Origin of the sequence: Streptomyces sp. NRRL F-5135 (assembly GCF_000719775.1) — a bacterium.
Taxonomy (GTDB): domain Bacteria; phylum Actinomycetota; class Actinomycetes; order Streptomycetales; family Streptomycetaceae; genus Streptomyces; species Streptomyces hebeiensis.
On record NZ_JOHR01000011.1, the window covers coordinates 112,083 to 125,586 of the forward strand.

The following is a 13,504-nucleotide window of genomic DNA, read 5'->3' on the forward strand; positions in this document are numbered from 1 at the left end:
GCCTCATCCCGCGCTGTTGCCGTGACGCCCCCGCCGCCAGCCTCCGCCGGCACGATGCCCTCTGCGATCGGCTGGGCACGCGCCGGACGCTGGGGCGGCGGCGCCCGGTCAGAAGAGGTCCCGGACCTGCTGCACGCACAACACCACGAACAGCAGCCCGGCCGCCGCCAGCATCACATTGCTCAGGATGCCGTTCCGCCACTCCTTCGGGGTGCGGGAGGAGTTGAGCAGCCAGATCAGGGTCAGCGCCAGGAACGGCATGAAGAAGGCGCCCAGCACGCCGTAGACGACCACCAGGCCGAACGGCTCGTCCAGGAAGAGCAGGGTGATCGGCGGGAAGGTCAGCCACAACAGGTAGGCGCGGAAGGGAAGCGAACGTTCCCGGGCGCCCGAGGCGACCTCGGTGGTCGCGCCGGCCCCGGAGGTGACCTCCTCGGCCGAGACCGCCTCCGCCCTGTCCGCGGTCTCGTTCCGCCTCATCCGGGCCACGAAGTCCGCGAACATCAGGCTGACTCCGTGCCAGACCCCGATCAGCGACGAGAACGACGTCGCGAAGAAGCCGACCAGGAACAGCTTGGCCGTCGTGGCGCCGAAGCGGTCCTCCAGGACCTTGCCGAGGTCGATCAGGCCCCGGTCGCCCTGGGTCAGGGCGATGTTCGAGGCGTGCAGCAGCTCGGCGCCCACGATCAGCATCGCGACGACGAAGAGGCCGGTGGTGATGTACGCGACCCGGTTGTCCAGCCGCATCACCTTCATCCAGCCCGTGTCGGTCCAGCCCTTGGCGTTGACCCAGTAGCCGTACGCCGCCATCGTGATCGTGCCGCCGACGCCGCCGATCAGGCCCAGCGTGTAGAGCAGGGAGCCGTCGGGCAGGACGGGCAGCAGGCCGGCGAAGGACGCGCCGATGTCGGGGGTGACGCGGATCGCGACGTACATGACGACCACGAACATGACGCCGATCAGCACCGTCATGACCTTCTCGAAGACGGCGTACCGGTTGAACCAGACGAAGACCAGCCCGATCAGGCCGGTGATCACCGCCCAGGTCTTCAGCCCGGGGCCGTCGGGGAACAGCGCGGCGAGGGGCAGCGCGCTGGAGGACATCGCGGTCGCGCCGTAGACGAAGCCCCAGACGACGACGTACACCGCGAAGTAGACCGTCGTCCAGCGGCCGAGGCTGCGCCAGCCGTCGAAGAGTGTGCGGCCGGTGGCGAGGTGCCAGCGGCCGGTGGCCTCCGCCAGCGAGATCTTGACGACACAGCCGATGACCGCCGCCCACATCAGGGTGTAGCCGAACTTGCTGCCCGCGATCAGCGTCGCGACCAGATCGCCGGCGCCCACGCCGGTCGCGGCGACGACGATGCCCGGGCCGATGTACGTCCAACTCGACTTGCGCGGCCGGGAGACGGCCGCGTCCGGGCCGGTACCGGTGGTGGCGCCAGTGACGCCGGTGGTGGGGTCGGGGGTGGTGCCGTCGGTGGTGTTCGTGCTGTCCGCGGTGTCCGCCATACGTGTCGCCGCCTCCCGCTCGTCCTGCGTACCTACGTGATCGAAGTCACCAAATCCTGGTGACGGTGATCGCGCAAGGGGGCGCGGGGTGAGAGTTCGGTGGGCACGGGCGCGCCACCGCTCCCCGTACTCGTCCCCGCACCGTGCCCGCGCTCCTCGTCGCGCCGGTGGCGACCGCGGCTCAGCCGTGGCCCGCGCCCAGCGCCGGCGTCGGCGCGAACGTCAGCGGCAGCGCCGTCATGCCCCGCGCCCAGGGGGACGGACGGCGGGTGAGTTCTTCGGCCGGGACGGCGAGATCGATGTCGGGCAGCCGGTCGAGCAGCACCTCGATGGCCGTACGGGCGATGGTCTCGGCGATCTCCTGCGCCGCGAACGGGCAGCGGTGCTCGCCGTGTCCGAACGAGAAGAACGCGTTGTTCCCGCCGGTCAGCGACGATCCGTCGGGCCGGATCCGCGGATCCTTGTTGGCGGCGGCCAGGCCGAGGCACACCATGTCGCCGGCCCTGATCTGCCGGTTGCCCAGCTTGGTGTCGCGGGAGGCCCACCGGCCCGAACCGTTCTGAGCGGGCGTGTCCTCCCACAGCACCTCGTTCATGGCCTCCGAGACGCTGTTGCGTCCACCGGCCAGGGACGCGCCGAACCGTTCGTCCGTGAGCATCAGCCGCAGCGAGTTGCCGATCCAGTCCGCCGTCAGCGTGTGGCCCGCGATGACCAGCACGATCAGGTCGTGGAGGATCTCCTCCTCCGTGAAGCCGTAGGTGTTGCCGACCAGTTGGGCGGCGACGTCGCGGGGGCCGCTCCCGGCCTCCCGGTCGGCCATCAGGGCGGCCGTCGCCTCGGCCAGATGAACCTGGGCCGCCAGGGCGCGGTCACCGCCGTCGGCCAGGTCGATGGCCGCCGCGGCCAGTCCGGGCCCCATCTCGTCCGGGTAGCCGTAGAGCTTCGCGAGGACGCGCACCGGGAAGGGCATCGCGTACCGGGAGATGACGTCCACGCTGCCCTCGCCGCAGAAGCCGTCGATCAGTTCGTCGGCGAACCGCTCGGCGTACTGGCGGAGCGCGAAGGGATCGACCGACTCCAGCGCGTCATTGATCATCGCGGCCCGCTCGCGGTGCCGCTCGCCGGTCGTGTACAGGATGGACGGCTGCTTGCGGCCGATCAGCGGGGTCAGCGGCCAGTCCTCGGGGATGCGGTCCCACTGGTTCCAGAGTTCGGAGTCCCGGCTGAAGAGCACGGGGTCGCCGGTGACCTGGTGCAGTTCGCGGTAGCCGAGAACCAGCCACGCCGGGATGCCGCCCTCGAGGACGATGGGGGCCACCGCGCCGTGCTCGCGCCGCATCTCCTCGTAGAGGCGGTGGGGTTCGGAATGGAAACGGGGGCCGTTCAGGGAGACGGCGAAGGGGCTCACATGGTCCCCGCCGTGCGGGGCGTCCCCGCCCTGGTGCGCCGGGCACCCGGGCGGCGGGGCGAGCTCTTCCGCGCTCTGGGCGGTGGGGTCGGTCGGCGTCATCGTTGTGGTACCTCCGAGGTCGGGTACGGGGATCCCCGCACGGATCCCGTTCCCCTCGGCGGGCGGATCCGCGTCGTGGCTGACGGCGGGTTCGTCGTGACTGACGGGACATTCTTCGTGGCTCACGGGGGACGTCGTCGCGACTGACGGAGACGGGACCGCGGTTTCGCTGACGGCGCGTCAGGAGCCGGGTGTACGGCCGCCATCCTCGACCCTCGGCGCCCGCTCGGGACAGAGTTCCACGGCGTGCCGCGCGACCGCCGAGGCCTCCCCCGTCAGCGGTGAGAGCGTCACCACGGGATCGCCCTGGTCGTCACAGTCGAGGATCGAGGGGCGGCGCCGTAACACAGACCATGGTCCGCGCAGGCGTGACGGTCGACGCTGATCCGTGCGGCCATCGTGCGCCCTTCGTTCGGACATCCCGTTCTTGACGGGCACCCTACCCATAGGAATCGCGCCACCGCATCCCACTGAGCACAGGGGTCCCAACTGCCACTAGTGGCACGCACGTTCACATCAGGCTGGCCGCCGGACGGCCCTCCGCCCGTTCCGTCCTGTACGGACCTTCGCCGGAACGCGGCGGCCGCCGCAGCTCACACTGGCCTGGACTATCGGCCCCGGCCGGCGAGGTGGAAGCCGAGCACGGGCGCGAGGTCAGCGAACCACTGCTGGAGCTTCCCCCGGTTGCGGGCGATCACCGCGCATTCGAAGAACCTGCCGTCCGGCAGCACCACGGCCACCATCAGGACGTGCCCCGGACTGCCCGCCTTGTAGTGGACCGTGGCGATGTCCTGCCAGGGGAAGTCCAGGGTGTGGCCGTTGCACTCGAAGGACACCCCGGCGGCGTCGACCACGACGGCGCTGCGGCGGTCGGCGGCCAGGAAGTCGGGCCCGGTCGACGGCTGTACGGCCGCGGGCTGCGCGGCGAACGACTGCCCGGGGCCCTGCGGGTAGGGCGGCTGTCCCGGCCCCTGCGGGTGGGCCGGGTACGGCTGGGCGTACGGCGCGGGTGGTCCGTACGGCGCGGGTGGTCCGTACGGCGCGGGTGGTCCGTACGGCGGCGGGGCACCGTACGGGGAAGCGTGCGGCGCGGGCGGTCCGTACGGAGCAGCGCCCGGCGGGGCGTGGGGAGGCGGCGACTGCGGCGGAGCGTACGCCGGGTGGTTCGGCGGGGCGCCGGGCGCGGGCCCGGACGGCGGTGTCACCGGCGCGGGCCCGGAGGGCGGCGGGCCGAAGCCGGGCCGGGGGCCTTCCTCCGAGTCGGCGCTCCCGGGCGGCGCCGCCCGCTCACTCCGGTCCCCGTCGCTCCACCCGCTGTCCGTCATATGACGCCCCGCCTCGCCCCGTTCGCCCGCCGGCCTGTCGCAGGCCGGCGGCGTACCGCCGTTCTCCCGTCGCCGAACAGTATGACTGAATGACCGGAGGCGCCATCTTGACCCGTCCATGCCATCCCACTCACGATGTGCGCGGACCACGGCGCGCACAGGGAACGCACAGCGTGACCGACTCCGCGCCCGCAGACGCCGACGCACGCCCCACCCCCACACTCCACACCCAGGAGACAGCATGCGACGTCGCACTCCCGGTGGCAGATCCACCGTCCTCGCGGCCCTGGTGGCCCTCGCGGTGGGCACCCCCTTCATCGCGACCGCCACCTCCGCCCCGGCGCCCCCGGCGACCGCCTCCACCTCTTCCGCCGCCTCCGCCGCGTCCGCCTCCTCCATCGCTCTCGGCGACCAGGAGATCAGGCAGTACGAGATCAACGGCCCCGCCACCGTCGCCGACCGCACCGCTCTCGCCTCCACCGGCGTGTCGATCGACGAGGTCCGCGACCACTCCGTCGTCGTGAGCGCCGACGGCACCGAGGCGGCGCGGCTGCGGGCGCTCGGCTACGGACTCAAGGCCCTCGCCGCGCCCCCGGCGCGTACGAACGGCCTGGCCGCCCAGCCCTTCGACTTCCCGTCCGCGGACTCCCGCTACCACAACTACGCCGAGGCCGCGGCGGAGATCAACCAGCGGATCGCCGCGTACCCGGGGATCATGAGCAAGCGGGTGATCGGGAAGAGTCACGAGGGCCGCGACATCATCGCGATCAAGATCAGCGACAATGTCGCGGCCGACCAGAACGAGCCCGAGGTCCTCTTCACCCACCACCAGCACGCGCGCGAACACCTCACCGTCGAGATGGCGCTGTACCTGCTGCGCGAGTTCGGCGCGGGGTACGGCTCGGACAGCCGGATCACCAGCGCGGTGAACAACCGTGAGATCTGGATCGTGCCGGACCTGAACCCGGACGGCGGCGAGTACGACATCGCCACCGGCTCGTACCGCAGCTGGCGCAAGAACCGGCAGCCCAACTCCGGCTCCTCGTCCGTCGGCACGGACCTGAACCGCAACTGGAACTTCAAGTGGGGCTGCTGCGGCGGCTCGTCCGGCTCCACCGGCTCCGAGACCTACCGCGGCGCGGCCGGCGAGTCGGCCCCCGAGGTCAAGGTCATCGCGGACTTCGTGCGCTCCCGGGTCGTCGGCGGGAAGCAGCAGATCAAGGCCGCGATCGACTTCCACACCTACAGCGAGCTGGTGCTCTGGCCGTACGGCTACACCACCGCCGACACCGCCCCCGGGCTGACCCAGGACGACCGCGACGCCTTCGCCACCGTGGGCCGCGAGATGGCCGCCAGCAACGGCTACACGCCCGAGCAGTCCAGCGACCTGTACATCACGGACGGCTCGATCGACGACTGGCTGTGGGGCAACCAGAAGATCTTCGCGTACACCTTCGAGATGTACCCGAAGGGCGCCTCGGGCGGCGGCTTCTACCCGCCCGACGAGGTGATCGAGCGCGAGACCAGCCGGAACAGGGACGCGGTGCTCCAGCTCGTCGAGAACGCTGACTGCATGTACCGGTCCATCGGAAAGGAAGCGACGTACTGCGCGAGCTGACGACGCGACCGCGCGGCGGCCGGACGGCGTACGGCCCGACCGCCTGCCCGGCCGCACGCTCCGGCCACCACGAAGGCCGTTCCCGGACGGACACCCGGGAACGGCCTTCGGCGTGCGGGCTCATGGTCCCCGCGGGGCCGGGGCGAAGGCGCCGGAGACCGCCGCGAAGAGCGCCTTCTTGCGGCGTGCGTGGTCCGAGGACGGGTCGTCGGAGGCGGCAGCGGGGGCGGAGGGGCCGCCCGGGGACCAGGCCAGGGCCATGGCGATCACCAGGGTGAGGACATCCTCCGGCTCCATCGTGGCGGTGACGGGGCCGGCCCGCTGCGCCTCGGAGATCGCCCGGCGCTTGGCGGCGACCGCCGAGGTGTCGGTCACCAGCTTTTCGGTCACCACGCCTTCGAGCCTCGCCCAGGCGGCCAGGCGGACAAGCTCCGGCCGCTCAGCGGCGGCGGCGTACAGCCCCACGGCGTAGCCGGGCAGGTCCTCGGCCGTGAACGGCACGGAGTCGACGACGGCGTCCGCGTGCAGGCGGAAGACGGCGCCGAAGAGACCGAGTTTGTCTCCGAAGTAGGCGTAGAGCTGGGCCTTGTTGACGCCCGCGGCGGCGGCGATGCGGTCGACGCGGGCTCCCGCGATCCCATGGGCGGCGAAGTCGACGGTGGCCGCGTCGAGCAGACGGCGGCGGGTGACGTCGCTTTTCCGAGTGGGCCGAGTGGACACGCCGCCAGGTTACCAACTGGTCAGTTGCCGAACGAGCGCGCGTCGGGCTAGCGTGCGGTAACGGAAACCAACTAGTTAGTTAGAAAGTGGTGGAGAGACGTGTCATTGGTGCGCGCATACGCGGTGGAACAGGCCGGCGGCCCCGTTCAGCGGCTCGATTACGAGCCGGAGCCCCTGGGCCCTCTGGAGGTGGACGTCGCCGTGACGCACTGCGGCGTCTGCCAGACCGATGTCGCCATGGTCGACGACGAGCACGGCCTCTCCCGGTACCCCCTGGTCGCCGGCCATGAGGCGGTCGGCGTGGTGACGGCGGTGGGCGGCGCCGTCGACCGCACGCGCCTGGCCGTCGGGCAGCGCGTGGGAGTCGGCGCGACAGCGGGGGCGTGCTTCGCCTGCGAGTGGTGTCTCAGCGGCCGGCAGCACTTGTGCGCGGACAAGGACGATCTTGTCTTCCGTGGCGACCGCGGCGCGTTCGCCACCCGGGTGCGCGCGAGTGACTGGCGGTACGTCCACCCGCTGCCCGACGCCCTCGCCTCCGAGCACGCGGCACCGCTGATGTGCGCGGGCATCACGGTGTTCTCGGCGATCACACGGCACGGAGTGCGGCCCACGGACCGGGTCGCCGTGGTGGGGGTGGGCGGCCTGGGCCATCTCGCGATCCAGTTCCTCGCGAAATGGGGCTGCCACGTGACCGCGATCTCCTCGACCTCCGCGAAGGCGGACGACGCCCGCCGGTTCGGCGCACACGAGTTCGTCGTCGCGGACGAGGGGCTTGAACGGGTCGCCGGCTCATACGATTTCATCCTCTCGACCGTCTCGGCCGATCTGCCCTGGGACGCGTATCTCGCGGCGCTGCGGCCGCACGGGACGCTGTGCGTGGTCGGGGTCCCCGAGGGGCCGCTGGCCGTTCAGCCGTTGAACCTCCTGGTGGCCGAGAAGAGCCTCGTGGGCGGCGTCGTCGGGACACCGATGGAGAGCAGGCGGATGCTCGACTTCGCGGCCCGCCACGGCATCAGGGCGGACGTGGAGACCTTCCCGGCCGAGCGCCTGGACGAAGCGCTGGAGCACGTACGCCGCGGCCGTTCCCGCTACCGCGCGGTGCTGGAGCTCTGAAGGGATACGGAGAACGGGGGTACGGGGGTACGGGGATACGCGGGTCCGGAGCAACGGGGGTCCGGGGTACCGGGGATACGGAAGGTACGACGGGGCCCGCGCCGAGGAGCGGGCCCCGTGTGCTCAGATCACCAGGCTCAGCGCCGCCGCCACCACGAAGCCCGCCACCGACAGCACGGTCTCCAGCACCGTCCAGGACTTGAGCGTGTCGCGTTCGGATATGCCGAAGTACTTGGCGACCATCCAGAAGCCGCCGTCGTTCACGTGCGAGGCGAAGATCGAACCCGCCGAGATCGCCATGATGATCAGCGCGAGGTGCGCCTGTGAGAGGTCCTGGCCCTCGACCAGCGGGACCACGATGCCCGCGGTGGTGACGATCGCGACCGTCGCGGAGCCCTGGGCGACCCGCAGGACGACCGAGATCAGCCAGGCCAGCAGGATGACCGGCAGGCCGACGTCGTTGAAGGTGTCGGCCAGGGCGTCCGCGATGCCGCTGCCCTTGAGGACCGCGCCGAAGACCCCGCCCGCGCCGACGACCAGCACGATGTTGCCGACCGGCTTGAGCGAGGAGGTGGAGACCGTCTCCAGGGACTGGCGGGACCAGCCGCGGCGGATGCCCAGCAGGTAGTACGCGAGCAGCAGCGCGATGGTCAGCGCGACGAAGGGGTGGCCGAAGAACTCGAGGACCGAGCGGACCGTCGACGGGTCCAGCGCGACGGACGAGAACGTGGCCATCAGGATCAGCACCAGCGGCGTGCCGATGATCAACAGGACCGTGGCCAGCGAGACCGGCCGCTCGGCCGGCGCGGTGCCCGACGCCCGCTGCTCGGCGGCGACGGCGGCCTTGGACTCCTCCGCGGCCTCCATCATGTCCTGCGGCACTCCCACGAACAGCCGCTTGCCGATCCAGGCGGAGTACGCCCAGGCGGCGATGACGGACGGGACGCCGACGACGAGGCCCATGAGGATGACCCAGCCCAGGTCCACCCCGAACAGCCCGGCGGCGGCGACCGGACCGGGGTGCGGCGGCAGGAACGCGTGCGTCATCGAGAGACCCGCGAGCAGCGGCATGGCGTACAGCAGGATCGACTTGCCGGACCGCTTGGCGGCGGCGTACACGATCGGTGCCAGGACGAAGATGCCGACGTCGAAGAAGACCGGGATGCCGAAGACGACACCGGTGACGCCCATCGCGAGCGGCGCGCGCTTCTCGCCGAAGAGCCGCAGCAGGCGGGCGCTGAGCACCTCGGCGCCGCCGGAGACCTCCAGGATCGCGCCGAGCATCGTGCCGAGGCCGATGATGATCGCGACATGGCCGAGGATGCCGCCCATGCCGGACTCGATCAGGGATACGGCGGCGGACTTCTGGACCGTTCCGAAGAGTTCGGTGACGGAGAGGCCGGCGGCGAGGCCGACGGCTATGGAGACGCCGAGCAGTGCCACGAAGGGCTGGAGCCGGCCTTTGATGATCAGTACGAGCAGCAGGGCGATACCGAGGGCGGCGACGGTCAGCAGGCCGGCGGTGCCGGGTATGAGGAGGAGCAGACCGCCCGTGTGGGGCGGGGTCTGGGGTGGCGCGTCGGCGGCGAGCAGCATGGGAGGGGGACCTCGCGTTCCGGGCGGCGGCGAAGGGGGACCGCGGCCCGGGCGCCCAGGGGTGGGCGCCCGGGCCGACGGGCGGTGAGATGCGTGAGGGCAAGGTCTTTCGAGTGGTGCGGGTGACGTGTACGGGTGACGAGTGCGAGTGGTGAGTACGGGCGCGAGTGGTGAGTGCCTACGCGGGCGGTGAGTGCGGGCGCGGGCGGTGAGTGCCTACGCGGGCGGTGAGTGCGGGCGCGGGTGCGGCGGGCTTCCGGCCGTCAGCCGAGGACCGCGAGCACGTCGATCTCGATCAGGAGGCCCGCGGGCAGACCCACGTAGACGGTCGTCCGCGCGGCGGGCGGCTCCGTCAGGCCCTGTCCCTCGAAGTACTCGTTGTAGATCGCGTTCATCTCGGCGAAGTGGTCGACGTCGGTGAGGTAGACCCGCACCATCATGGCGTCGTCCCAGCTCGCTCCCCCCTCCTCCAGGATCGCCTTGACGTTGGCGAGGGTCTGGAGGGTCTGCTCGCGCAGGGTCGGGCCGGCCGGGGTCGGCGCCTGGCCCTCGACGGCCGGCAGGAAGCCGACCTGGCCCGCGACCTGGAGGATGTTGCCCTTGCGGACGCCGTGCGAGAACTTCGCCGGCGGGGTGGTGTGCGTAGCCGGGGTCAGCGCGGTCTTGGGGGTCTGCTCACTCATGCGTGGCTTCCTCGGGGTCCTTGGGATGGGTGGTGCCGGAGTACTCCCGGCTGATCGCGTCGGCGGTGCGGCGCACCAGCGGGAGGAGGGCGAGGAGTTCGTCGGCACTGACGACGACGTTCGGGGCGGACACCGACATGGCGGCGACGACCCGGCCGTCCGCACCGCGGATGGGCGCGCCGACGCAGTTGATGGACTCCTCGTGGCCACCGAGGTCGGTGGCCCAGCCCTGTTCGCGTACGGTCGCCAGCTCCTTGAGGTAGGAGGCGGCGTCGGGCGTCGAACGGGCCGTGTACATGGGGTAGTCGAGCCGCTCGGCCAGCGCGCGGCGCTCGGCCTCGGGCGCGCCGGCGAGCAGCAGTTTGGCGACGGCCGCGACGGTGATCGCGACCGGTCTGCCGATCCGTGAGTACATGCGGACCGGGTAGCGGCTGTCGACCTTGTCGATGTAGAGGACCTCGTCGTCCTCGCGGACGGCGAGATGGACGGTGTGGCCGCACCGCTCGTTGAGCGCGACCAGGTGGGGGTGCGCGATCTCCCGTACGTCCAGGTTCTCCGTCGCCTCCTGGGCGAGTGCGAAGAGGCGGGCGCCGAGGCGGTAGCGCTGGTCCTGCTGGCGGTAGACGAGTCCGTGCTCGTGCAGGGTGCGCAGCAGCCGGAGCGCGGTGGACTTGTGGACGCCGAGCCGTTCGGCGACCTGCCCGAGGTCGGCGGGGCCTTCCGCGAGCAGCGGCAGGATGCTCAGGGCGCGGTCGACCGTCTGGCTCATGGGGTACGTACCTCCGCCGGGGCCTCGGCCGTCCAGCCGGGCCCGAGACGCAGTGTGCCCCAGGCGTCCGCGTCGAGTGCGGCGAGGTGGTCGGCGCGGGACCGGGAGGGCGGTGTGCCGAGGTCGCCGGCGACGGTCAGGGTGGCTGCGGCCATCAGGTGTCCGTGGCGCAGCCGGGCGGCCGCGGGCAGGCCGCGCAGGGTCGCGGAGAGGAAACCGGCCGCGAAGGCGTCCCCGGCCCCGACGGGCGCGACGACGTCGACGCGGAGGGCCGGGACCGAGGTGACGGTGTCGCCTGTGTAGACCGTCGCCCCCGCGCTGCCGCGCTTGACCACGAGCGTGCGCGGCTCGGGGAGCGCCGCGCGTATCGCGTCCGCCCCGTGCAGGTCCCAGGCGGACGCCGCCTCGTCCTCGCCCACGAAGACGAGGTCGGCGCCCCGGGCCAGCTCCAGCAGGACATCCGGTCCTGACCCGTCGCGCCACAGGCCCGGGCGGTGGTTGACGTCGAAGGAGACCAGCGGACGCCCGGGGCGGGGCGCGGTCAGGTCGCGCATCAGCGCGAGGCAGTCGGCCGAGAGCGCGGCGGTGATGCCCGACAGGTGCAGCACCCGGCCGGCGAAGAGGTCGTCGTAGGCCATGGTCCGCGGGGACATCGCGGACGCCGCCGAGCCCGCCCGGTAGTACGCGACCTCGTGCGCCGCGGTGTCCCGGTCCGTGGCCGTGCGGAAGTAGATACCGGTCGGCCGGCCGGAGTCGCGGCGGACGCCCGACACGTCGACGCCGTACGCGCCGACCGCGTCGACCAGGTGGTCCCCGAAGCCGTCCGTGCCGACCCGGCTGATCCACCGCACCCGGTGTCCGGCGGACGCCAGGGCGCAGGCGACGTTGGACTCGGCGCCGCCGATCGTACGGGCGAAGGAGGGGACGTCGGCGAGACGGCCGGGCCGGGACGGCAGGAAGGTGACCATGGACTCGCCGAGACAGACGACCTCCACCCCGTCGGCCCCCGCGCCGTCCGGGAGGGGGAGGGCGGCGGTGTCGGTGTCGGCGGGTTCGACGGGATCGGTCACTTGGGGCTCCTGGGCGTTCGCCTGTCCACAGCTGTCTTCCAGAGGGGCACCATTGACCCGCTGTCGGCTGGGATGTTAGACAGCGTGCAGCGCAATACGCAATGGTCGTTGCAGCATACGCAATGAAAGACGCCGGGACCGGGCCGCAGGCCCCAAGGGGAGACTTCATGGCCGTCGAGCACCACGCCGAGCGACGTCACGACGATCCGCCGCACCAGGACCGGCTCGGCGACGAGCGGGTCGATCACCGCTTCAAGGCGCTCCCGCCCGACGCCGAGGGGCTGACCGTCGCCGCGCTCGCCGCCGAGCGCCGGTCCCTGTTCACCGGCGGTTTCACGACGCCCGTGCTCGCCCTCTCCGCCGAGTCGGTCGAGCACAACCTCGCCCTGCTGGAGACCTACTCGGAGCGCCACGGCCTCGCCTTCGCCCCGCACGGCAAGACCTCGATGTCCCCGCAGCTCTTCGACCGCCAGGTGGCGCGCGGCGCCTGGGGCATCACCGCCGCCGTCCCCCACCAGGCACGCGTCTACCGCGCCTTCGGGATCCGGCGGATCTTCCTGGCCAACGAGCTGGTGGACGCCGCCGCCCTGCGCTGGCTCGCCGCCGAGCTGGACCGCGACCCCGGCTTCCGGTTCCTCTGCTACGTCGACTCCGTGCGCGGCGTGGAGCTGATGGACGAGGCGCTCCGGGACGCGGGCGCCAGCCGTCCGGTCGACGTCGTGGTCGAGCTGGGCGCCGGCGAGGGCGCCCGTACCGGCGCCCGTACGGAGGCGGACTGCGCGGCCGTCGCGGACGCGGTGGCCGCCGTGACCACGCTGCGGCTGGCCGGGGTCGCCGGCTACGAGGGCGAGGTCCCCTCCCCCGACAGCGACCGGGTCGGCGCCTATCTGCGCCGGCTGACGGCCCTGGCGGCGAGGTTCGACGGGGAGGGCCGGTTCGCAGGCACGGACGGTTCCGCCGGGCCCGGGGGCCCCGAGGAGATCGTGATCAGCGCGGGCGGCAGCGCGTGGTTCGACACGGTGGCCGAGGTGTTCGGGGAGATCCCGGCGCTGTCCCGGCCGGTGCTCAAGCTGCTGCGCTCCGGCGCGTACGTCTCGCACGACGACGGCCACTACCGGCGCGTCACCCCGTTCAACCGCGTCCCGGAGGAAGGCAGCCTCCAGCCCGCGTTCCGGCTGTGGGCGCAGGTCGTCTCCCGCCCGTCGCCCGGCCAGGCGTTCGTCAACGCGGGCAAGCGGGACGCGCCGTACGACATCGACCTGCCGGAGCCCCAGGCCGTACGGGACGCCCGTACCGGCGAGATCCGCCCGGCCACGGGCATCACGGTCACGGGCCTGTCGGACCAGCACGGCTGGCTGGCCACGGAGCCGGGCGCGGACCTGGAGGTCGGGGACTGGGTGGGGATGGGGCTGTCGCACCCGTGCACGACGTTCGACAAGTGGCAGCTGATCCCGCTGGTGGAGGCGGACGGCACGGTCACGGACTTCATCCGCACGTTCTTCTGAGGCCGTCGCGCACCGCGACCACCGCCGGGAACGCCGGCCGCCGTCACGGACCACGAACCATCGACCACGAACCAGGAACCACGGAC

General features: G+C 72.1%; 11 protein-coding genes. 3 read left to right on the forward strand and 8 right to left on the reverse strand.

Features of this window, described 5'->3' with window-relative positions; genetic code table 11:
* Window positions 1-108: 108 nt before the first annotated feature.
* From IG02_RS0120510 to IG02_RS36695, 3 genes are all read right to left on the reverse strand, one after another.
* Window positions 109-1,509 carry an Nramp family divalent metal transporter gene (locus tag IG02_RS0120510; RefSeq protein WP_051765382.1) on the reverse strand — a complete coding sequence of 467 codons (1,401 nt, stop codon included), beginning with the start codon at window positions 1,507-1,509 and terminating at the stop codon, window positions 109-111.
* Between the two features lie 181 nt (window positions 1,510-1,690).
* The gene (locus IG02_RS0120515; RefSeq protein ID WP_234314834.1) at window positions 1,691-3,019 is read right to left on the reverse strand and encodes a cytochrome P450; all 1,329 of its coding nucleotides are present in this window, start codon (window positions 3,017-3,019) and stop codon (window positions 1,691-1,693) included.
* Between the two features lie 608 nt (window positions 3,020-3,627).
* The gene (locus IG02_RS36695) at window positions 3,628-4,344 is read right to left on the reverse strand and encodes a hypothetical protein (protein ID WP_234314835.1); all 717 of its coding nucleotides are present in this window, start codon (window positions 4,342-4,344) and stop codon (window positions 3,628-3,630) included.
* Between the two features lie 241 nt (window positions 4,345-4,585).
* Between IG02_RS36695 and IG02_RS0120530 the strand changes: the two genes are divergently transcribed.
* On the forward strand, window positions 4,586-5,962 hold the full coding sequence (locus IG02_RS0120530; protein ID WP_030749971.1) for a M14 family metallopeptidase: 1,377 nt from the start codon (window positions 4,586-4,588) through the stop codon (window positions 5,960-5,962).
* A 120-nt stretch (window positions 5,963-6,082) separates the two neighbouring features.
* Here IG02_RS0120530 and IG02_RS0120535 read toward each other — a convergent pair whose 3' ends face one another.
* Window positions 6,083-6,682, reverse strand: a complete 600-nt coding sequence (locus IG02_RS0120535; RefSeq protein WP_030749974.1) for a TetR/AcrR family transcriptional regulator — start codon at window positions 6,680-6,682, stop codon at window positions 6,083-6,085.
* Window positions 6,683-6,781: 99 nt separating this feature from the next.
* On the opposite strand from IG02_RS0120535, the gene IG02_RS0120540 reads away from it, so the two are divergent.
* Complete coding sequence (locus IG02_RS0120540; RefSeq protein WP_030749977.1) at window positions 6,782-7,795, forward strand: NAD(P)-dependent alcohol dehydrogenase; 1,014 nt, start codon at window positions 6,782-6,784, stop codon at window positions 7,793-7,795.
* Between the two features lie 123 nt (window positions 7,796-7,918).
* Here the strand turns inward: IG02_RS0120540 and IG02_RS0120545 are convergent, their stop codons facing one another.
* The 4 genes from IG02_RS0120545 to IG02_RS0120560 form a co-directional block, all read right to left on the reverse strand.
* Entirely contained in the window at window positions 7,919-9,391 is a 1,473-nt protein-coding gene (locus IG02_RS0120545) for a GntP family permease (RefSeq protein ID WP_030749980.1), read from the reverse strand.
* 263 nt (window positions 9,392-9,654) lie between these two features.
* The gene (locus IG02_RS0120550; RefSeq protein WP_030749984.1) at window positions 9,655-10,074 is read right to left on the reverse strand and encodes a RidA family protein; all 420 of its coding nucleotides are present in this window, start codon (window positions 10,072-10,074) and stop codon (window positions 9,655-9,657) included.
* A complete protein-coding gene (locus IG02_RS0120555; RefSeq protein WP_030749986.1) occupies window positions 10,067-10,843 on the reverse strand; it encodes an IclR family transcriptional regulator in 777 nt (258 codons plus the stop codon). The genes IG02_RS0120550 and IG02_RS0120555 overlap by 8 nt, the downstream gene beginning before the upstream one ends.
* Complete coding sequence (locus tag IG02_RS0120560) at window positions 10,840-11,811, reverse strand: sugar kinase (protein WP_051765434.1); 972 nt, start codon at window positions 11,809-11,811, stop codon at window positions 10,840-10,842. Before IG02_RS0120560 ends, IG02_RS0120555 begins: the two co-directional genes overlap by 4 nt.
* A gap of 269 nt (window positions 11,812-12,080) precedes the next feature.
* Here IG02_RS0120560 and IG02_RS0120565 point away from each other — a divergent pair, with 269 nt between their 5' ends.
* Entirely contained in the window at window positions 12,081-13,418 is a 1,338-nt protein-coding gene (locus tag IG02_RS0120565; protein ID WP_051765384.1) for an amino acid deaminase, read from the forward strand.
* Window positions 13,419-13,504: the final 86 nt, after the last annotated feature.